General features: G+C 49.3%; 14 protein-coding genes. 4 read left to right on the top strand and 10 right to left on the bottom strand.

The features are described 5' to 3' along the window. Positions 1 to 98 precede the first annotated feature (98 nt). Genes RBT11_02830 through RBT11_02820 form a run of 3 tightly spaced genes read left to right on the top strand, consistent with a single transcriptional unit; the run spans position 99 to position 9,043 of the window. On the top strand, positions 99 to 4,406 hold the full coding sequence (locus tag RBT11_02830; protein ID MDX9785686.1) for an amylo-alpha-1,6-glucosidase: 4,308 nt from the start codon (positions 99 to 101) through the stop codon (positions 4,404 to 4,406). Between the two features lie 37 nt (positions 4,407 to 4,443). Then, positions 4,444 to 6,996, top strand: coding sequence for an alpha-glucan family phosphorylase (glgP, locus tag RBT11_02825; protein MDX9785685.1), 2,553 nt, complete (start codon positions 4,444 to 4,446; stop codon positions 6,994 to 6,996). 1 nt (position 6,997) lies between these two features. Next, positions 6,998 to 9,043, top strand: a complete 2,046-nt coding sequence (locus RBT11_02820; GenBank protein MDX9785684.1) for an alpha amylase C-terminal domain-containing protein — start codon at positions 6,998 to 7,000, stop codon at positions 9,041 to 9,043. A gap of 27 nt (positions 9,044 to 9,070) precedes the next feature. Here RBT11_02820 and RBT11_02815 read toward each other — a convergent pair whose 3' ends face one another. The 10 genes from RBT11_02815 to RBT11_02770 all read right to left on the bottom strand — a co-directional run bounded on the left by RBT11_02815 (position 9,071) and on the right by RBT11_02770 (position 19,788). Further along, a complete protein-coding gene (locus RBT11_02815; protein ID MDX9785683.1) occupies positions 9,071 to 9,436 on the bottom strand; it encodes a hypothetical protein in 366 nt (121 codons plus the stop codon). Then, positions 9,414 to 10,115 (bottom strand): YkgJ family cysteine cluster protein, encoded by a 702-nt coding sequence (locus tag RBT11_02810; protein MDX9785682.1) that lies wholly within the window; start codon positions 10,113 to 10,115, stop codon positions 9,414 to 9,416. Before RBT11_02810 ends, RBT11_02815 begins: the two co-directional genes overlap by 23 nt. A gap of 113 nt (positions 10,116 to 10,228) precedes the next feature. Continuing rightward, the gene (gene mnmE / locus RBT11_02805; GenBank protein ID MDX9785681.1) at positions 10,229 to 11,659 is read right to left on the bottom strand and encodes a tRNA uridine-5-carboxymethylaminomethyl(34) synthesis GTPase MnmE; all 1,431 of its coding nucleotides are present in this window, start codon (positions 11,657 to 11,659) and stop codon (positions 10,229 to 10,231) included. A 323-nt stretch (positions 11,660 to 11,982) separates the two neighbouring features. Then, positions 11,983 to 12,831 carry an RNA-binding cell elongation regulator Jag/EloR gene (gene jag / locus RBT11_02800; GenBank protein MDX9785680.1) on the bottom strand — a complete coding sequence of 283 codons (849 nt, stop codon included), beginning with the start codon at positions 12,829 to 12,831 and terminating at the stop codon, positions 11,983 to 11,985. Between the two features lie 15 nt (positions 12,832 to 12,846). Next, positions 12,847 to 14,505 carry a membrane protein insertase YidC gene (gene yidC / locus RBT11_02795; GenBank protein MDX9785679.1) on the bottom strand — a complete coding sequence of 553 codons (1,659 nt, stop codon included), beginning with the start codon at positions 14,503 to 14,505 and terminating at the stop codon, positions 12,847 to 12,849. 216 nt (positions 14,506 to 14,721) lie between these two features. Next, positions 14,722 to 14,952 carry a membrane protein insertion efficiency factor YidD gene (gene yidD / locus RBT11_02790; GenBank protein MDX9785678.1) on the bottom strand — a complete coding sequence of 77 codons (231 nt, stop codon included), beginning with the start codon at positions 14,950 to 14,952 and terminating at the stop codon, positions 14,722 to 14,724. Further along, the gene (gene rnpA, locus RBT11_02785) at positions 14,949 to 15,299 is read right to left on the bottom strand and encodes a ribonuclease P protein component (GenBank protein MDX9785677.1); all 351 of its coding nucleotides are present in this window, start codon (positions 15,297 to 15,299) and stop codon (positions 14,949 to 14,951) included. The genes yidD and rnpA overlap by 4 nt, the downstream gene beginning before the upstream one ends. A 43-nt stretch (positions 15,300 to 15,342) precedes the next feature. Beyond that, entirely contained in the window at positions 15,343 to 15,477 is a 135-nt protein-coding gene (gene rpmH, locus RBT11_02780) for a 50S ribosomal protein L34 (protein ID MDX9785676.1), read from the bottom strand. A 231-nt stretch (positions 15,478 to 15,708) separates the two neighbouring features. After that, entirely contained in the window at positions 15,709 to 17,250 is a 1,542-nt protein-coding gene (locus RBT11_02775) for an Rne/Rng family ribonuclease (protein MDX9785675.1), read from the bottom strand. Positions 17,251 to 17,265: 15 nt separating this feature from the next. After that, a complete protein-coding gene (locus RBT11_02770) occupies positions 17,266 to 19,788 on the bottom strand; it encodes a TIGR03960 family B12-binding radical SAM protein (protein MDX9785674.1) in 2,523 nt (840 codons plus the stop codon). Positions 19,789 to 19,995: 207 nt separating this feature from the next. On the opposite strand from RBT11_02770, the gene RBT11_02765 reads away from it, so the two are divergent. After that, positions 19,996 to 21,351, top strand: coding sequence for a Do family serine endopeptidase (locus RBT11_02765; protein ID MDX9785673.1), 1,356 nt, complete (start codon positions 19,996 to 19,998; stop codon positions 21,349 to 21,351). Positions 21,352 to 21,368 lie beyond the last annotated feature (17 nt).

Genomic DNA, 21,368 nt, shown 5'->3' with positions numbered 1-21,368 from the left:
TTTTCGAATTGCAAATACCGACCGGCAACGGTATTCTCTTTAAACTATTTTCCATTTTTTAATGTCCGCCGACTTTCGGTGGCGTTTATATCGAAACGATGACTATCTCTAACAGCATTCAGCAACGTCCGAGCCCCGGGCAACGGATACTCCTTTTTCGGGGAGATGTCCTCACGTTCCGACTAACGCCGCCCGACGGCAAAAACGGGAGCGCGTGGCTGCGTACCAATATCGGCCGCGCCGATATCACCCGGGAAGAAACCATCCGCAGTGTTCAGGAAAACCTTCCCCCCCTGAGTCGGGACTGGTTTGATTTTCCCATGCACCGCAGGAACGGAGATAGTTTTGAAATTACACTCCCTTTATGCGAGATCGGGCATTTTGAAGCCAAGTGTTTTTTTCTTTGCACAGAGCAGTCCGACCCGATCTGGCCGCCGGGCCCAAATACCGAGGTCAATGTAGAACCAGCGGACACCTGCTGCGCAAATATTCTATACAACGCCTTTGTGCGACAATTCGGCCCGAACAAGGCGGGTAAGGTTGCGGAAACCGATGCATTGAAAAATGAAATTCAGCGCCTGGATGATATCGGATACACGGTTATTCCGCCTTCCGGAACCTTCAGAGACCTCATCGGCGAACTCGATTTTATTTTAGGGACATTGGGCTGCCGGTTTATTCAGCTGCTGCCGATACACCCCACCCCCACCACCTACGCTCGCATGGGCCGGTTCGGCAGTCCCTATGCGGCATTGAGTTTTACCGGTGTCGACCCCTCTCTGGCCCAATTTGACCCCCACGCCACCCCCATGGAACAGTTCACGGAGCTTGTCGATGCCGTGCATCGGCGCCACGGCAAGCTGATTCTGGATATTGCCATAAACCACACCGGCTGGGCGGCCGAACTCCACTATACCCATCCCGAATGGCTGGATCGTGGGCCGGACGGCCGCATCAATGTGCCGGGCGCGTGGGGTGTCCAGTGGGAAGATTTGACCAAGCTGGACTATCGGCATTCAGCCCTGTGGCAATACATGGCGGATATGTTTCTGACGTGGTGCCGGCGCGGCGCGGATGGCTTTCGATGTGATGCCGGATACATGATTCCGGTTCAAACCTGGAAATACCTTATTGCCAAGGTGCGAACGCAATACCCCGACACCCTCTTTTTTTTGGAAGGGCTCGGGGGAAAAATTTCGGTCACCCGGGAGCTGCTGAACTTCGGCAACTTTAACTGGGCTTACTCCGAACTGTTTCAAAATTACACGCGGGAGCAGATTGAATCCTACTTGCCGGAGGCGCTTCAAATATCCCGTGATGAAGGCCTCACCGTCCACTATGCGGAAACGCATGACAATCTGCGGCTGGCAGCAACGTCAAAGGCTTACGCTCGACTTCGCACGGATATGTGCGCACTGTTCAGCCCAAACGGCGCGTTCGGTTTTGCCAATGGAGTGGAATGGTTTGCCACGGAAAAGCTTGTCGTACACCAGGCCAACTCCCTTAACTGGGGCGCCGGGGAAAATCAGGTGGAAAACATCGCCCGCCTGACAGCGCTGCTGAAGCATCACCCTGCATTTCATGATCAAACCGAATTGACCTTGGTCCAGACGGGTCCGGGAAACCATGTGGCCATGTTGCGCCATCATCGGCCAAGCGGTAAGAAACTGCTGATTATCGCCAACCTCGATTCTGAACAGGCCTCCCGGGCGACATGGCAATCCTCCGCCATGGCCTTTAAGCCCCCATTGACGGACTTGCTGACAGGGGCGCTTGTGGCGGTTGCGCTGGATCACGGAAGCCCGTCCTGCCGGTTGGAAGCAGGCCAAGTGGTCTGTCTCTCACCGATTCGATCGGAACTGTCAGCCCTTGATGCGATACCCAGCGGCAAGATCGCCCCCGTACCGAGGATTATTCACCAGAGACTCCGGGCAAAGGCGCTTGAGGTTTTTTGCGCCCTATTCGGGAGAGGGGATCTGGGGGATTTTGATCCGAGTGCCGCAGCGCAACGATTGGCCGAACATCCTGAGTCCTTTTGCCAAAGCCTTTATCCACAAGGGGGAATGCCCCGGGTCGTTTCCTGGCAATGGCCACGGGATAATCGACGGGTCGTGATGGTGCCGCCGGCGCATTTTTTGCTCGTACTGTGCGACGTCCCATTTTGCGCCCAAATTATGGATAACCACCGGACGCTTGCCCGGGAAGAAAGCCTGCCCGCTATGGATCATCGCTGGTTTGCCTTGTTTCTTCCCCAAGCGACTTCCGGCGAACATTTGCCCCGTACGCTACAGATGACGGTATTCGAGAATCCTGCGGTACATACTAAAAGTCAACTGCTTATCCTATCACGCCCGGAACACCTCTTTGTTCAGCGATCATTTATTCGGTCCGATTTACAGCTTTCCCCACGAATGCTGCTGCTTACCAACGGCATCGGCGGCATGAGCCGCGCGCCGGTATTATGGGGCCGGCTTCAAAGCCGTTACGACGGCTTACTGGCCGCCAATTCGGCCCCCGACCACCCCGTGGACCGGTGGGTTCTGTTCAGCCGCTGTCGCGCATGGGTGGTATTTCAAGGATTTTCTCAGGAAATAACCTTTAACTGCTTTCACTCCTTTTATGTGGATGATCACCGCCGTGGTGTTTGGCGGTTTCATGTCCCCACCGGGCAGGGAGAGCACATTCGACTGACCATCGAACTGCAAATGACAACCGGCTCAAATGAGGTCACGCTCACCTTTTATCGGCACCCGTCCGCCAAACGTTTTCAGCGATTGACGGATGACCGGCCCGTCCGGCTCATTTTACGACCTGACTTGGAACATCGCAACTTTCATGCGACGACCAAAGCCTATATGGGGCCTGAAACCGCATGGCCCGCCGCCGTCTACGCCCGAGTCAATGGCTTTTCTTTTACGCCGGACCAGGCAAAACCGCTTTTAATGGAAATCTCACGAGGAGAATTCAAACCTGAACCGGAATGGCAATATATGGTAAACCGGCCAAAGGATGCGGAGCGCGGCTTCGACCCGGACTCGGACTTATTCAGTCCGGGATATTTTCAGAGCGAGTTGGCCGGAGATACGGCGATTGTGCTCACTGCCAAAGCCCCTTTTGCCTCGGAACAGCCGCTCGCTCCCCGGCGTGCCTCTCCGGAACCCATTATCAACGATACGATTCATGCCGTCGCCAAACCAGCGGATTGCGCTTCCATACTGAAAGACGCCTTATCTGATTTTGTCGTAACACGGGAAAAGCTTAAAAGTGTTATCGCCGGATATCCCTGGTTTCTCGATTGGGGCAGGGATGCGTTGATTTTCGCTCGGGGATTGATTTCTATCGGCAAGCTTCAAGAAGCGAAGAATATACTGATTCAGTTCGGCCGATTTGAGGAAAACGGCACCTTGCCCAACATGATTTCAGGTGCTCAAGCGGCCAACCGTGACACCTCCGATGCGCCGTTATGGTTTATCGTGGCCGTGGCGGATCTGCTGCGAGCCGAAAACAACAAATCTTTTCTTGCTTCCCGCTGCGGGAATCGAACGATGGCGACCGTTCTTGTCTCCATTGCGAACGCCTATGTTTCCGGAACACCCAATGGGATTTGCATGGATAAAGGCACTGGGCTTATCTTCTCTCCGGCGCATTTTACCTGGATGGACACCAATCATCCCGCTGGCACCCCTCGCGAAGGGTATCCCATTGAAATTCAAGCCCTCTGGTATCATGCGCTTGAATTGCTGGCCCGTGTAGACCCCGCAACCAAGAAAAATCGTTGGCGTGCCATTGCCAAACAGGCGCGCACGGCTATTTTAAGACTTTTTTTCATGAAAAACGAGGGGTTCTTCTCGGATTGTTTACATGCAGCGCCCGGTGTTTCCGCCGATGTTGCTGAGCCGGATGATGCGCTTAGGCCCAATCAACTACTGACCATAACTTTAGGCGCCGTTACGGATGAAGAGATATGTCACAAGACACTCAGCGCCTGTGAAACGCTTCTAGTACCCGGAGCGATTCGAAGTTTAGCGGATAGACCTGTGAAACGGGCGCTGCCTATCCTTCTTATGGGTCAACCGCTTAACAATCCTCATCGACCATATATGGGAAATTATACAGGAGATGAAGACACGCGCCGCAAGCCCGCTTATCATAACGGCACCGCCTGGACATGGCCGTTTCCGGCCTTTTGTGAGGCCTGGTCAATGGTCTATGGAAAAGAAGCCGTTCCCACCGCATTGGCGTGGCTCGGCAGCTCATCCCGTCTTTTGATGGACGGGTGCATCGGGCATTTGCCTGAAATTCTTGATGGGGATGCACCGCATACCGAAAGAGGCTGCGATGCTCAGGCGTGGAGCGACAGCGAATGGATACGGGTTTGGCATAAATTAACGGTCTTATCCCCGTAACACCGCCTTTTTATACTGTTCAACAAAGGATACGGATATGAGCTATTTGCAAACCTTTCAGGTTTTTCCCATGATTCCGGAGCCGTTGCTCTTTCTTGAAAAATTGTCTAGAAATCTGTGGTGGTGCTGGCAGCCGGACGCCATCGAACTTTTTAGACGCATTGATCCCAAAGGGTGGGAAAACGCGAAGCAAAACCCCATCGTTTTTTCGACTTTCCTCAGCCAGCGTCGACTCGAGGAATTATCCCGGGACAACAGTTTTCTCGCCCACCAGGAACGCGTCAAGGTTCGGTTTGAGCAGCAAGTGCTCGCCGACCATACACGCCATACGGATATCTTTGAACAACGCGGCGCTATTGCTTATTTTTCGATGGAATTCGGTGTTCATGAAAGCCTGCCGCTTTTTGCCGGGGGACTCGGTGTGTTGGCCGGCGACCACCTTAAATCCTCGTCCGACCTGAATCTGCCGATGGTCGGTGTGGGATTGCTCTACCGACAGGGTTATTTTCAGCAATATTTGAGCCCGGATGCCTGGCAACAGGAAGCCTACCCGGATTCGGACTTGTTTCAACTTCCCATAAAACGCGTGAAAGACTCGAATCGCAACTCCCTGCGCATCAGTATCACCGGACCCGAAGGCCCGATCCATTTTGCGGTCTGGGTTGCCCGAATCGGCAGGGTACCGCTTTTCCTTCTAGATACCAACCTCATTGAAAACACTCAGGAGGCCCGTGATATCACGGCACGGCTGTATGGTGGAGATTTCAGAGTGCGGCTGGCTCAGGAAATGGTGTTGGGTATCGGCGGTATGCGCGCGTTATACACCTTGGGCATTGACCCGATCGTCACCCACATGAACGAGGGACATTCCGCTTTTGCAAACTTGGAACGCCTCTCGCAAACCATGGTTCGTAAAAATCTGGACTTTAAAACCGCGCTTCAAATTATTCCCCGAGCCACCGTCTTCACCACGCATACGCCGGTCTCAGCCGGGCATGACGAGTTTCCACCCTCTCTCGTTCGGCCGTATATAGCGCCTCTCGCAAAACAGCTCAAAGTAACCACGGACGAAATTTTAGCCATGGGGCAACATGCCGGTTCCGGCCTTGATGCGCCCTTTTCCATGTTTATTTTAGGACTTAGAATGTCTCAGTACTGCAACGGGGTCAGCAAGCTGCATGGCAGCGTCGCCCGCAAAATGTGGTCGCATGTCTGGCCCGGGCACCCCGAAGATGAAGTGCCGATTTCCCACGTCACCAACGGGATTCATGCCGCCACGTGGATATCTCCGGAAAATGCCGATCTTTTTGAGCAATACCTGGGATCTGACTGGAGTTTGAAAGCCGATCAGCCGGATATCACCAATCGCATCGATGAAATATATAATGAAGAATTGTGGCGCGCCCATGAAGTGGGTCGCACCCGTCTGATTCGAACCTGTCGAAAAATGATGGCTCGACAATATAGCAAACGGAACGCTTCAAAGGCTGAAATTGAGAGCGCAGAATCGGTTCTTGACCAAGGCGTGCTGACAATCGGTTTTGCCCGCAGGTTCGCCACCTATAAACGAGCCCACCTGCTTCTGCAGGATCCCGACCGGCTTCGGGCATTACTCAACTCTGAAATTCATCCGATTCAGATTATTTTTGCGGGAAAAGCGCACCCCAAGGACAATGAAGGAAAGATGGTGATTCAGCAACTCATTCAGTTCGTTCGAAACGAAGGGCTGCGGCATCGCGTGATTTTTCTTGAAGACTACGACATGCAACTTGCCCGCTATCTTGTTCAGGGCGCCGATGTCTGGCTTAATACCCCCAGGCGGCCGTTGGAAGCCTGCGGCACCTCCGGCATGAAGGCCGCCTTAAACGGTGTTTTGAACGTCAGCATTCTGGATGGGTGGTGGTGTGAGGGGTATTCCGCTGGAAATGGATGGCGAATCGGAAATGGGGAAGATTATAATGATCACATTTACCAGGATGCCGTCGAGAGCCAGGCGCTTTACAATGTGTTAGAAAACAATGTGATTCCTTGTTTTTATGACCGAAAAGAAGGAGATGCGCCGGAACGCTGGCTAACAATGATGAAGGCGAGCATGAAAATGGCGCTTTCCGAGTTTTCCGGGCAGCGCATGGTTTCCGAATACGAATCCCGGTTCTATCTTCCGGCAGCCAAGCGCTATCGGGATCTATTTCTAAACGATTGCGAATCGGCCAAGGCACAACTTCAACTTCACGAACGGTTTCTTCTATTATGGAAGGATATTCGCATCAAAACACCGCAACAGGAGTCCGAGGGGCCGTTTCGTGTCGGGAACGAATTTAGAGTAACCGCCCACGTTCAACTAGGAGCCATTAAGCCCGAAGAAGTCGATGTGGAAGTCTACTACGGCCTGTTTAAGACGATTGACTCTCTGGCCCTCGGCCAAATTATGAAAATGCAACCGGAACAAGATTTGGGTGACGGTGCTTACCGTTACGTCTGCAATATTACCTTTCGGCGTTCCGGCCGTTTCGGGTTTACCGCGCGGGTTCGACCGCGAGCGGACGGTTGGATTAAAAACACACCGGGATTTATCACTTGGGCCGACTGAAATGATTGAATCACTCTCAAAGACTCAAACGAAAACCATCGAGAAAAAGATTTCACAACTTCTTTTAAAGGATGCCTTTCTAATTCCCTATCGACAGCACCTTCAACAACGGCTTCGCGCCATTGAAACAACAGCAATCGCACTCACACGGGGGAATACCAGTATTCAAGACTTTGCATCCGGCCATGAATTTTTCGGGCTTCATCGAAAAACGCAATCATGGGTCTTTAGAGAATGGGCCCCCTATGCCGAGGCGGTTTTTTTAGTCGGCGACTTTTCCGACTGGCAACCGGACGCGCGATTTGCGCTGAAACCCGTTACAAATACCGGTGTTTGGGAAATTCAATTGCCATTGGAATCAATTAGGCATCTGGCTCTTTATCGGCTTAACGTTTTTTGGCCCGGCGGAAACGGGAATCGAATTCCCGCCTATGCCCGCAGAATACACCAGGACATGGAAACAAATATTTTCAATGCGCAGATATGGCATCCTGAAACACCCTATCTATGGCAGCACCCTGCGCCCGAGAAGCCCGCAGTCCCACTCATATATGAAGCGCATGTGGGAATGGCCCAGGAAAAGGAGGGCATCGGCACCTATGCGGAGTTTGCCGAGCACATTCTTCCAAGAATTGTTTCTGCCGGTTACAACACGCTTCAGCTCATGGCCATACAGCATCACCCGTATTATGGCTCTTTCGGATATCATGTTTCCAGTTTTTTTGCCGCATCCTCGCGCTTCGGAACTCCGGATGAACTTAAGGCCCTTATCGATAAAGCGCATGGCCTCGGGCTTTATGTGCTGATCGATCTGGTGCATTCACATGCGGTATCTAATGAGATAGAGGGCTTGAGCCGTTTCGACGGCAGCGAATACCAATATTTTCATGAAGGCCCTCGCGGCTATCACCACGCATGGGATTCGAGATGTTTTGACTACGGAAAGCCTCAGGTGCTTCATTTTTTGCTGTCAAATTGCCGTTTCTGGTTGGATGAATACCATGTGGACGGATTCCGGTTTGATGGTGTGACCAGCATGATCTATACGCATCACGGCCTCAGCAAAGCGTTTACGTGCTATGACGATTATTTTAATCCTGATGTGGATTTGGATGCGCTTATCTATTTGGCGTTGGCAAATCGCATTATTCACAATGTTCGGCCAAATGCGATCACCATTGCCGAAGATGTTAGCGGCATGCCCGGACTCGCGGCACCCGAGGCGCAAGGTGGTATCGGGTTTGATTATCGATTCGCCATGGGCTTGCCAGACTTCTGGATTCGCCTGGTTAAAGAGCAACCAGACGAAGACTGGCACATGGGCCGGTTGTGGCATGAATTAACCAATCGTCGACGCGATGAAAAAACAATCAGCTATGCGGAAGCGCACGATCAGGCCCTGGTTGGTGACCAAAGCCTCATATTTCGCCTTGCCGGAGAAGCCATATATGCGCACATGCGAATCGAAGACACGCACATAGGGATTGACCGGGCGGTAGCGCTCCATAAGATGATACGGCTCATCACGCTGGCCACTGCCGGAAACGGATATTTAAATTTTATGGGAAATGAATTCGGACACCCGGAATGGATCGATTTTCCCAGAAGCGGAAATGGCTGGTCTTACCGATATGCCCGGCGACAATGGCATTTGGTGGATGATCCCGAATTAAAATACCATCAACTATGCGTGTTTGATCGAGAAATGATCCGCCTATCCAAAAGTTTTCTAATTCTTGAGTATGCCAATATCGTGTTGCGCCATGAACATAACGACGACAAAGTGATTGCTTTTGAACGGGGGCCATTACTGTTTGTTTTTAATTTTCATCCCAATCTCTCTTTTCCCGATTATCATATTCAAGCAACGCCCGGATCATATCAAATGGTTTTGGACAGTGACGCCAACCGGTTTGGTGGGCACAATCGTCGTCTCGCCGATCAAACCCATCACACCTTGTCCCAATCGGATAAAGGCTCTAATGCCTCCGCCCATCTTAGCTTATATTTGCCGGCGCGAACCGCTATCGTACTAAAAAAAATATAGGGGGCAGACACGCTCATCTTGAACCCGCTATGCCCCTTCGGTTTCATCTTTTTTTTGCAACGACTGATACCAGCAGGAAAATTCATACATTCCGACATAGCGCTCATCATTGTTGATAATACCCAAGCACAGATCCAGCACGCCTCGGGCGTAATCATTCCCATATTTTTCACTGGCTGCCGTTTGCAGAAATTCCCGAACCAGCATATGCGTTGTTCTCTTATTTTTATCTCCGCGGATATCGATGGGATCTTTCGGAATCTGAAAAGGGTCCCATTCCTCATAGCCGATTCTCAAGACCCGCTTCTGCCCCCTTGAAGACATGCTGTCAAAAATAGCTTTTTTTCTCTCTTCTTCTTCGGGAGAAAGCTTATTTGTCTTTTCTTCCTTCATTGTCGGCCCCCTCTTGGTCCGGGTTTTGTAACGGTTTAAGTCCTAGATACTCCTCATTATAGTCCGTCAACAACACCATAGATACCGGCACCAGCAACTCGCCTATCGCTGTATAGCGAGACTTAATGGTCACCGCCAATTCATGAGACAACGCAAATAGATTTCGTTGCATTTTTTCAAGGTGAACGGTTGGATAGGTTTTACCCTTTATAAACCCTGATTTTCCGCAGGTATGAGACACTCCGGCAATTTCCGTCGGCACGCCATAGAAACGGCATGTTATCGGTCGATGGGAATAGAGGTCACAGCGGTTCTTTTCATTGAGCAGCGGACAACGTACCCGTTCCCCCGCCATCTCTAAAATGATTTGTGTTTCGGTCTTTCCTTCCTGAAGTTGTCGAAAGGCCTCCCGCTTCAGCTTATAGGCTTTTCGGTCCGCCCGGTTTGCCTTCTCGAGAATATCTTCGCGCTCCCGGCCGGAAAACAGTTTGTTAAAATAATAATTCAAGTACAACGCCTCTACCAATGTTACATCAAACATGGCATGGCAACAATCCGCGCACTCAAGCTTACACTCGATTTCCTTTGGAAACTGCGCTTGTACCTGCTCAAAAACCAGGTCTGCTGCTTTTGCCAAAACTTCGTATCGTTCAAAAAAAGGACCAAAGTCCAAAGACATCGCCACCACCCCTCCATTCTATTGTCTCCTCAGCCCCAACCTCTTCGCTCGGAGACGGTTGTTTCACGTGAAACATTCCGACAGCAACAATTACTCGCTGCTTTTTTTATAGTTTACTTGCCAATGCAAAACCGTCCAAAAATATGCTCCAAAATATCATATCTTGGTTCTTTTCCAACAACCTGATTAAGGGCGCTCTGCGTTTCTTTTAGATCAATGGCCAAAAGTTCGGGGGGTAATTCCCCCGCAAGTCCTTTTCGCGCACGACATGCGGCGTGAAGCCCCTTTTCAATCAAGCTCTTTTGTCTCAGGTTTGGAACAATTCGACTTTCTTCAAGCCCTTCTTTTCCGATCACATAGTGATATATTCTTTCCTTGAGACGGTCGATTCCTTTTTCATAACGCACCGATATTCTGATAATATCTTCTTTTAAAAACCACCTCCCCGGTATTTCAACCGGTCGATCCTTCTCTTCCAGATCAATCTTATTAATCACCAGAAGCCCGGATTTTTTCGCTATTTTATGATAAACGGCAATATCCTCATCCGTCACGCCCGCGCCGGCATCAATCATAAAGAGAACAAGATCGGCCTCTCCGGCTAGTCGCTCCGCTCTTAGAATTCCGACCGATTCAACGGGATCCACCGATTCGCGCACACCTGCGGTATCCACAAGCACGACCGGCACACCGTTTATGTTAAGCGTTTCCTCAAGGCTATCACGAGTCGTTCCGGGAACCTCGGTAACAATGGCGCGATCCTTTTTAAGCAGGCGGTTCATTAAACTTGATTTTCCGACATTCGGTCGCCCCATAATAATGATCCGAATGCCCTCTCTAATGAGATGCCCCTGCTCATAATTTTTCAAAAGGATTTCCAGCGGCGTGATAACGACTTTCTTTAAATGCTCGCCGCACGCACCATAACTTATGTCTTCGCAATCATCTGGAAAATCTATAGCGGCCTCCAACTCGGTGAGCAACTGGGTGACCCCGCCACGAACATTTTCAACAATTTCTCTTAGAGAACCGTTTAGCTGCTCTGAGGCCAGTTGAAGCGATCTTTCCGTTTTTGCATTGATCACATCGATAATAGCCTCTGCTTGCGTCAAGTCTATTCGTCCGTTTAAAAAAGCTCTCTTTGTGAATTCACCAGGCTCTGCAAGCCGGGCGCCTTCTTTTATCACCAAATTTAAGATGCTATTGAGTCCAACCGCACCGCCGTGCGCTTGAATTTCAACCACATCTTCGCAGGTATAAGAATGTGGCGCCGGCATATAAGCGAAAAGCGCTTCGTCTAAAATAAAACCGCTTTTCGGATTCACGATAAGGCCAATTTGAAGTCTTCTGGGCGTAAAGTGCGCAGCGCCCCCTTGATTTCCGTTTTCACGCCTTTCATACCGAGTCGCGTGCCGATGCCGAAAGATTTTTTCGCCGATTTCCCTGGCAGCAGGACCTGAAATTCTAATAATACCGACACCCCCGGCCCCGATCGGGGTGGCCATCGCGGCAATGGTATCCATTTCTATACCCTTATTTTCCATCTCTGCTTATCTTCAGCAAATCGTCTCAAAAAGTTTCACCCGCTCCTAGTTTTCTTTTAATATGCAATCGTACAGGCGTGTTACCGCTTTTCGCAAAACTGCCGGCCCGCTTTCCCTGTTTATCGTTTTTCATGTAGGCCTCATTTCCGGCCGCTGTCCATGGGACCGATGACTTTCATCGTAATGCCGGGCGACGCAAACATTATGGGAAAAGAGGGTGGGCTAACGACGGGATGCGAACAATGGGTGCAAATTAAAAAAGCCTCTTTAAGGAATAAAACCAGTTCGATTTGTGGTGAATGAGACCGGGCGAGGTTTCCCTTTTATTGTGCCTCGACAGTTTGTTCCTCTCGCTTCTTCCCGCCATTTTTCTTTGGAAATATCATTAATTTGCGGTAAAATCCGCTACCCATGCTTTGAGTTCTTACATCCTTGTGATCTTTAAGCGCCATATGTACAATCTTGCGATCATGAACGTTCATCTCCCCAACCGTCACGGGTTTTCCGACACGAACCGCCTTTTCTGCAAGTCGGGCCGCCATTTCTTCAAGATTGGCTTTTCTGTTTTTTAAATATCCCTGCACATCGATTTGAAGCCGAATTCTTTTTTCGCTGCTACGGTTGATAATTTTTTCAATAATGTATTGAATCGCTTCTAGTGTTTGTCCTCTTTTTCCGATAACAACCGCGGATTTTCCGCCAATCACATTAAACAAAACCCTTTCATCACTCTCTTCCACCTCGATGCTCGCCTCGGTGGTGATCATGTCTAAAATCTTTTGCAACGCGGCTTTTCCCGCTTCTATCGCCTCTTCGGAGCTTTGGTTGCTCCGGCTGTTAATGGTCGTTTTAATTTCTTCGGATAGCGTTTCCTGCTCAATGGAGGTTGTCCGCTCTTCTTGAATCTCCCTTTTCACAGGTTGTTGAATCGAAACCGGCGGTGTTTCAGCCTCTGTAACCGGACTTTTCTCTGCTTCTTTTCGCGATCGCTTTTCTTCCGGCAGAGAAATTTTTATTTTGGCTTTTTTGGCCCCAACCAGACCGAAAATACCGGTTGACCCATAGGATATGACCTCATATCTAATTTTTCCAATTGGCAGTTTGTATTTTTCCGCTGCTATTTTGAGGGCCTGTTCAACATTTTTTCCTTCTATCACTTTTTCGGCCATCATCTAACCCCTCCGTCATTAAGCATTTTTTTTGCTGACAACGTACTGTTGCGCAATTGAAAGAATGTTGTTCACCAGCCAGTAGAGTACCAGTCCCGACGAAAAGTTGATAAAAATAACGGTAAAAATAATCGGCATAAACATCATCATTTTCGCTTGGGCAGGATCTCCCATGGGCGGCTGCATCTTTTGTTGAATAAACATGGTGGCGCCCATGATAATAGTTAGTACCGGAATACCATACGGCGGCTCCATAAAAGGAATCGTAATGTTAAAGTGAAAGAGTCGATCCGGTGCGGACAAATCATTAATCCAACCCAAAAACGGGGCGTGTCTTAACTCCACCGCTTCGTACAACATTCTATAAAAAGCAAAGAATACAGGTATTTGTGCAATCATCGGCAAGCACCCCCCCATGGGGTTCACCTTATACGTCTTGTAGAGCCTCATCATTTCCTCGTTAATCCGCTTTTTATCGTCTTTATATTTTTCACGAATTTCGGCCATCAGCGGTTGCATCCGTTTCATTTGATTCATCGAGCTATAACTTTTTTGACCCAGTGGCCAGAGAATGATTTTAATCAGAATGGTAAGAATTATGATTGCGAACCCATAGTTCGGTATAATGGTATAAATTTTGTTCATGATCCATAAACAGGGCCGCGCAATAAAATCAAACCAGCCAAAATCGATGGCTTTCTCCAATCCGGTTCCAAATGTCTTCAGAATTGAAATCTTGTTGGGTCCGAGGTAAAGATCAAAGGACGCATTTTTTACGTCATGAGGTGCGATGATGGCTTCTTTACCAATCCAACCGATAGAGAGGGTTTCTTCCCCTTTCAATAAAAGCTGCAAACCCGCTTCTCCGTTTTGCTTCGGAATAATGCTCGTCATAAAGTATCTGTCCTGAAGCGTAAACCATTTGATGTCGCCGTGGTATAAATTTTTATCCTTTATACTGTCTGTTTCGATCTGTTGTAGCTTCCCATTGATAAACGCAGCCGGCCCTTCAAAACCATATTGCGAACTTTCCGGCGGCCGATGATTTTCAAGAGAGACCGCCAGACGGCTGTTAAAAGACACCTCGGAGTTGTTTTGAATTGTTATATCAAGGCCAATCAGATAAGAGTTCGGATTAAAGGTGTACCGCTTTTCGACTATCACACCCTCCGGTGACACCCATACAAAGGGAATGCTGACCGTTTGATCTTTTACGACGAACTGATCCGGTGTTTTGTCCACGGAAAAAACAGCCCCTTGAAGTCCAGGAATCGTGTTTCCGTTAAGCCCCATATGAATGGTACCATTTTGATTTGTTTTGGATATTAATTCCTTATCCATCGCGTCGGCAGCCACCGTTTCCTTATATTGCTTTAGACGAAAACTCTTAAAAATCGCGCCTCTTGTATCAATTTCCACCGTATAAAGCGGGCTTCCTACAGAAATCGTTTTTGCGGGGACCTGCTTCTCCACGGCCATGGCCGGTGCCATGACGGTTTTCTCGGCAACGGATGATGTTGCCGTTTTCGAATCCGGCCGTGTCTCTTTAGCCACATCCTGAAGCACCGAGTCTTTTCCCCCGGCAACGGGGTCTCTTTTTTCAGAGAAAAAATAATTCCATGCAAGAAACACAAGCAGGGAAAGTGTAATAGCTATAAACATTCGGAACTGTTCCATATTGTTCTCCTATCGGTACCTGCGCCTATTATGATGAAAATATACCATACGTCAGTTCCGTTATGGGAATAGCGGCTGGGGGGTAACTGTTTGAGGCAGGATAACCGGCCTGTGTAACAACAGAATCCGGTTGAGCCGAAGTCGCGATAAAAACACTTTCACCGTACGGATGTTTTGATTTGAAAGGGATCGATATTCAATGTTGTTTCTTTACCGCTATGGCACAGGATCAACGCCTCCCGGGTGGAACGGGTGGCATTTAAGCACTCTTTTCCCGGCAAGCCACGCCCCTCTCAAAAAACCGTATCGCTCAATCGCCTGATAAGCGTAACTTGAACAAGACGGGTAGAATCTGCATGCGGGACCGATCAACGGTGAAATGAATAATTGGTATGATCGGATCAGCCACAAGGCCACCCTTTGATCTAGACGGCTTGGATTGATCATCTTCGCAAGGATACTTTGCTGAATAAATGCCCGAGCGCGCTTAAACTTGCCTCCGGCGATAGCGCATCGGCGCCCTTTTTTGCGATAATGTTGATATCCAATACACCCTGAAAAGAATCTTTGTTCGTTCGAAAGTATTCTCGCACGCGCCGCTTAATTTTATTTCGGACGACCGCACATCCGATTTTTTTAGTGACCGTGATCCCCAGACGCGTTCGGTCGCTCTCGCCAGACGCATAAATCGCAATAAAATTAGTTGTATATATCCGCTTCCCCGAAGCAGACAACCGGATATACTCGTGCCGTTTTAAAATTCGGTCCGCCTTGGAAAAGCTGTTTCGAGTCAATTATTACCCCCGGTTCCCTCGATCATCACCGGAATATGCCTACCTACAGCGCCAGTCTCTTTCTCCCCTTGGCACGTCTGCGTTTGATTATCCTTTGCCCCCCTTTGGTGGACATTCTTTTTAAGAACCCATGATTACGCGCTTTTTTCAGTTTGCTTGGTTGATATGTTCTCTTCATATAATCCCTCTTTCATTACAATATGTTGCTTTCTACCCAGGGTTTTCCGTCATCGAGCCAAAAATTAATCTTGTAAATGAAACATAATTTTTTTTCCAAGTCAATATACTTTTTATTCGAAAACAGGCCGATCGCTCGTTGCCTCCTAAATTGCAACCCCCATTGCGTTATCAATTTCACCCCCATCAAATACGCACATAACCAGCTGGAACAAAAATTAAAAACACTCCGTTATTGTTTCAGAATTTCCAGAATATCGTATTGTTCCAGATGAAATTTCTCATCCGGATAGATCACTATTTGTTTTCCAACGGTTCTTTCTAAGGAACCAATTAAATAATTTTCCTCACCGTGAAGCAGGTCGGCGATTAGCGGATTAACGCGAAGCGCAATCCGCCCCCCCATACTATCTCTGCCTTCACGAATGATATCCCGGTAAATGTTATAACAAATCGTCCTTTTGGACAGCAGATAACCCTGTCCTTCGCAATAATAACAGGGCTCGCAAAGCACTCTCGGCAACGGCTCCCGAATTCGTTTCCGGGTCATCTGAACCAGGCCCATCTCGGAAATAGGAAGAATATGGGTTTTGCTTTTATCCTTTTTCATTTCGCCTTTGAGTGCATTAAAGACCTTTTCCTGGTTTGCCTTCTTCTCCATATCAATAAAATCAATAATGATAATCCCCCCGATATCCCGAAGCCTTATCTGATAAGCTATTTCCTTGACCGCTTCCAGATTGGTTTTGAGAATCGTCTCCTCTAAATTATGTTTTCCGACATATCTTCCTGTATTGACGTCTATGGCCATCAAGGCCTCGGTATGCTCCAAAACGATATACCCGCCCGATTTCAACCACACCTTTCTGTTGAGCGCTCTGGAAATGTCACCCATCAGGTTAAAGGCGTCAAATATGGCCTCGTGTCCCTCGTAGAGTTCAACAGAGCTTTTTAAACTCGGCATGATCCCTTCCAGAAAAGCCAGAACCGTTTCGTATTCCGAGCAACTATCGATAATGACCTTGTCGGCCTCGTGCGTTAAAAGATCTCGCACCGCCCTGAGGCTGACACTTAGCTCCTTATGAAGCAACGCCGGAGCGGTGCTCGTCTTAAATTTTATCTGAATATTTTCCCATAGATTTTTTAAAAAGCCCATTTCGTAGGCCAGTTTTTCAGCGCCAATCCCCTCTGTGGCGGTTCGCACAATATAGCCCATTTGCCCCTGGCTAAGAGACAATACCTGCTCTTTTAACCGCTCCCGCTCATGCTCGTCCTCGATGCGCCTGGACACACCGATGCGATCTGAACCCGGCATCAATACAAGAAATCGACCGGGAAGCGAAATGTGTGAGGTAACTCGAGCGCCTTTGGATCCAAGCGGGCTCTTGGCCACTTGAACCAGAATTTCTTCGCCCTCTCTGATGATGTCCTCAATGGATTGGTACGCGCTCAATACAGGTTCGTCCCCGCTGCTCGCGCCGACTTCAGGCAACATTACCGCCGCATCCTTCGGCTCTGAAAAAATATCCTGAGTTTCTTTGTAGTTGTTCGTATTCAAATCATTGACATGAATAAAAGCCGATTGATTTAGCCCGATATCCAAAAAGGCCGCTTGCATGCCCGGAAGTACCCGGCACACCTTGCCTTTATAGACATTTCCGGCGATATTGGCGTCTTCCCGGCGTTCGATCATAAGCTCGACCATGGTACCGTCTTCCAACAGCGCCACACGGGTTTCCGGCTCTGTGACATTAATGACCAACTTTCTGTACATGGTCTTCCCCCTTATTTAAATATCAGCGGTTCCTGTTTTTGTGACAAGCGCCCGCTTTATGGTTTCATCGGACAACTCAAACACGCTAGCGAGAACATCCGCCGGCCGCGCGCTGCCGCCGCCGTCTTTTTGAAGCGTGAGGGTCAGTCTTTCAGGGGCCTGAATATGAATTTGGCCTATCGCCTGCTTTAAGTCGATCGTTTTAACTTTTCCCTTGGCATTGGTTCGCGAAACCACCACCGACGGTTGTTCCTCAAATCGCGCCAACCGTGCCGGGTCAAAAAGCCCATCGGTCAACATTATGGTATAGGTTGTTTTCCGAATACCCGATGGTTTGGTTTTCATCGGGATCAATTGCACATCAAAAACAGAGAGCCCGTTTGCAAGATGGGCGTTAATCTTTTCCATCACCACGCCGGTGGATATGTGGCTTGGCACAATGATGGTAAAGCTTTCATCCTCGCTGGCCATTCCCAGCGGCGGGGGATCATCAAAAGAAACCTTGGGCATGGGATGAAACCCCTCGGTATATTTCAGTGGTATGCCGGCCCTTCGAATCGCCCTTAACAGCATGTTCACCAGTTCCAGGTGTCCCAAAAACCGCGCCTCACCTATCTTTTTATAACGAAGATAAAGCTTTTGATAAATGATCGGAATCTCTTTTTTTTCGGTTGCCGGCCGCGCCGGCTCGCTGTCACTTGGGCAACCTGAAAAAACCTTGGGTTCAATTTGCTCAAAATCACACACGCCACAGCCTTGGCAATTGCCGTAACGACAGTCCGGTGTTTCAGCGCCCGTCAACGATTTTTCCAGCTCTCCGATCAAATAGGCCTTGTTTATCCGCATATCAATATGATCCCAAGGGAGCGGCTCCAAAGGATTCCGGTTCCGCGTGATGTAAAAATCCGCATTCAGTCCTGTTTGCTCAAGCGCTCTTTGCCATCGATCATATCGAAACTGGTCCGACCATCCATCAAAAAGGCATCCCTGCTGATAGGCCGCTTCCAGCAATTCCGATAGGCGTCGGTCGCCGCGCGCCCAAAGCCCCTCTAAAAAACTGGCTTCCGGTGCTTGCCATTTGAATTGAATCCGGTGTCTTTTCATTCGATCCTGCAGCCACGAAAATCGCTGTTCGGACTCGTCAATCGATAGTTGCGCGGCCCATTGGAACGGCGTGTGCGATTTGGGGATAAACGTATTGACACTGATATTAATTTTTCCTTTTCGACCCGCGGCACCCGGAATTTTTCGAAGTTCGTTGATCAATGCAACCATTGCCTCAAGATCTGACGCCCTCTCCGTCGGCAAGCCAATCATAAAATAAAGCTTGATGACCTGCCAGCCCAGCTTAAACGCATCTTGAACCGTTTGGATAATATCTTCTTGCTGAATGTTTTTATTGATGACATTCCGAAGCCGTTGGCTCCCGGCTTCGGCAGCGATTGTAAACCCGGTTTTCCGCACTTTTTTTACCAGGGCCATCATTTCCGTGTTCAGGGTGCCGGCACGAAAAGAGGGTAGAGAAACCGCCACGCGATCGGCCTCTCCCCGAGCCATCAGGTTCGCCAAAAGCGGCCCGATACAACCGTAATCACTGGTACTCAAAGACAACAAGGAAAGGTCTTCATATCCCGTATTGGCCAACGCGTTTTCGGATAAACGCAACAGTGTGCCCATGGCCCTTTCCCTTACAGGCCTGTAGATCATGCCCGCCTGGCAAAATCGGCAGCCACGGGTGCAGCCGCGGCTCACCTCCAACCGCAGGCGGTCATGAACCGGTCGGCCGAAAGGCAATATCGGTGCTTCCGGAAATGCTGCGGAATCCAGATCGCCGATAATGGCTCGTCGCACGGGCGGTATATCCGCCCGCGTCGGCAACATGTGCTGAAAGCCGTCCGAATCAAAGGTCGGTGTGTAATATGCCGGGATATAAACGCCTGTAATTTTGGACCATCTTAAAAAAAGTGATTCTCGATTCGTCTCTCCACTTTCCCGCCATTGAATCCAGCTTTTTGCCATCTCCGGCAGGGCGGTTTCTCCATCACCGATCAGCATCGCGTCAAAAAAATCCGCCAATGGTTCCGGATTGCTGGTGCAAGGGCCGCCGCCAATGATAAGTGGATCACTTTTTCCGCGCTGATTCGCCCGAAAGGGTATGCCGGCAAGATCGAGCATATACAAAATATTGGTATAGTTAAGCTCATAGAGAAGGGAAAACCCAATGATATCAAATTCCCTTGCCGGCCGGCCGGACTCTAGGGCGCTCAGTGGGATGTTATATGCCCGCATTTGAGCAGCCATGTCGATGGCCGGTGCAAAAACGCGCTCAGCAAGCATCTCTTTATCACTATTGAGCGAATGATATAGAATTTGAATACCGAAATGGGAGGTGCCGATCTCATAACGATCCGGAAATGCGAATAAAAAATTAAGTTTAACCTTTCGGGGGTCCTTATGAATGCTGTTTATCTCCGTGCCGAGATATCGGCTGGGTTGTTCCACCAACGGCAGCATATCTTGAATGGTCTTGATGCCCATGATATATTCTTTTTCATCCGTATGTATCGATTACGATACGCGAATGTCCGTCCGAAAATGGATGTGACACCCGCTGTATCGCGACTTGGTTTTATTAATACGTTCGATTCATAGCCTAAATCTGGTGAAAAGAAAATGGCCCCGTTAAAAAACTCGCGATCATGCCGCGTCCCGCACACCCGCGTTTTCGTACGGATTCTTTTATTCTTGATTCTGTTTCAACTATCGCTATTCGCTCAACGGGCAAGTGCCGTTGAAGATGCGCGGGAAACGCCGGTGGTCCGCGCCGTTAAACGGGTAAGCCCCGCGGTTGTCAACATCAGTACGGAATACGAGGTTCGGGCTCGCACCAATCCTTTTTCGGGATACCGCGCCAATCCCTTTTTCGATTCCTTTTTCAAGGATTTTTTCGATCCGGAAATGGAACAAAAATATCAACGATCCAGCCTGGGGTCGGGGGTTATCATTGATGGCGAACGCGGGTTTGTACTTACCAATGCCCATGTGATTGCAGAGACTGGCGCCATTAAAGTGATTCTTAAGGATGAGCGGGAGTTTGAAGCCCAAATTGTCGGCGCCGATTCGGATTCGGATCTGGCGGTTCTAAAAATTATATCCGATACGCCGCTGCCGGATGTTAAAATGGGGAATTCGGACGATCTGATGATCGGAGAAACCGTCATCGCTATCGGAAACCCGTTTGGTTTTTCCAATACGGTCACCACGGGTGTGATCAGTGCCCTTGATAGAAGCCTCCGCGTAGAAAACAGCGAATTTCACAATTTTATTCAAACAGACGCATCCATCAACCCCGGCAACAGCGGCGGCCCGCTGCTGAACATCAACGGCGCACTGATCGGCATCAACACGGCGATTTATGCCAAGGCACAAGGCATCGGATTTGCCCTACCCATTAACAGGGCCAGGCGAATCGTTTTTGATTTAATTAAACACGGCGAAGTGATTCAATCCTGGATTGGTGTGATGGTTCAGCCGGTGGATGAAAAAATAGCCCAGTACCTGCACCTCTCCGAGGTGTCGGGTGTCATGGTCCGCAGTGTTGCGTCAAAAGGTCCAGCCGATTCCGCGGGGATTAACGTCGGGGATGTCCTTATTGCCCTGGGACAAAGGAAACTGTCTTCTTCCGGGGACTTTCAATCGGCGTTGCATGCCTATGGGGAGGGGGATCAGATTCCGGTAAAATTGATACGAGACGGCAAAATAAAAAGCGTTCAAGTCCGGGCCGCTCTGTTTCCTTTGGCTGAAGCATTAGCCCATGCGTATGAACTGCTCGGTATAAAGGTCGAGAATCTCTCTCGAACCGGCGGGAAATCGTCTGCCCGCCGGAACATGGACGGCGTTATGATTACGGAGATTTCCAATCGTTCTTATCTGGCGCATATCGGCGCAAGGCCGGGGGACATCATCAGAAAAATAGATGATATCACCATTCATTCGATTGAGGACTTTAAAAAGGCGATTGCTCGATATCATTTAAAACCATCTTTGGTTATTTTGCTTCAGCGCGAAGACGCGCTGTATCATATCACCATCAAACTATAGCGGATGCCGTATTTCTT

The sequence above is a fragment of the Desulfobacterales bacterium genome (genome assembly GCA_034003325.1).
GTDB lineage: Bacteria > Desulfobacterota > Desulfobacteria > Desulfobacterales > JAFDDL01 > JAVEYW01.
The sequence above is the reverse complement of the archived record's forward strand: the minus strand, read 5'-3'. Positions and strand labels throughout refer to the sequence as shown.

What these genes read in the sequence shown, in the direction of transcription:
- RBT11_02830 (MDX9785686.1), top strand. Translation starts at nt 99, where the DNA reads ATGACTATCTCTAACAGCATTCAGCAACGTCCGAGCCCCGGGCAACGG.
- glgP (MDX9785685.1), top strand. Translation starts at nt 4,444, where the DNA reads ATGAGCTATTTGCAAACCTTTCAGGTTTTTCCCATGATTCCGGAGCCG.
- RBT11_02820 (MDX9785684.1), top strand. Translation starts at nt 6,998, where the DNA reads ATGATTGAATCACTCTCAAAGACTCAAACGAAAACCATCGAGAAAAAG.
- RBT11_02815 (MDX9785683.1), bottom strand. Translation starts at nt 9,436, where the DNA reads ATGAAGGAAGAAAAGACAAATAAGCTTTCTCCCGAAGAAGAAGAGAGA.
- RBT11_02810 (MDX9785682.1), bottom strand. Translation starts at nt 10,115, where the DNA reads ATGTCTTTGGACTTTGGTCCTTTTTTTGAACGATACGAAGTTTTGGCA.
- mnmE (MDX9785681.1), bottom strand. Translation starts at nt 11,659, where the DNA reads ATGGAAAATAAGGGTATAGAAATGGATACCATTGCCGCGATGGCCACC.
- jag (MDX9785680.1), bottom strand. Translation starts at nt 12,831, where the DNA reads ATGATGGCCGAAAAAGTGATAGAAGGAAAAAATGTTGAACAGGCCCTC.
- yidC (MDX9785679.1), bottom strand. Translation starts at nt 14,505, where the DNA reads ATGGAACAGTTCCGAATGTTTATAGCTATTACACTTTCCCTGCTTGTG.
- yidD (MDX9785678.1), bottom strand. Translation starts at nt 14,952, where the DNA reads ATGATCAATCCAAGCCGTCTAGATCAAAGGGTGGCCTTGTGGCTGATC.
- rpmH (MDX9785676.1), bottom strand. Translation starts at nt 15,477, where the DNA reads ATGAAGAGAACATATCAACCAAGCAAACTGAAAAAAGCGCGTAATCAT.
- RBT11_02775 (MDX9785675.1), bottom strand. Translation starts at nt 17,250, where the DNA reads ATGTACAGAAAGTTGGTCATTAATGTCACAGAGCCGGAAACCCGTGTG.
- RBT11_02770 (MDX9785674.1), bottom strand. Translation starts at nt 19,788, where the DNA reads ATGGGCATCAAGACCATTCAAGATATGCTGCCGTTGGTGGAACAACCC.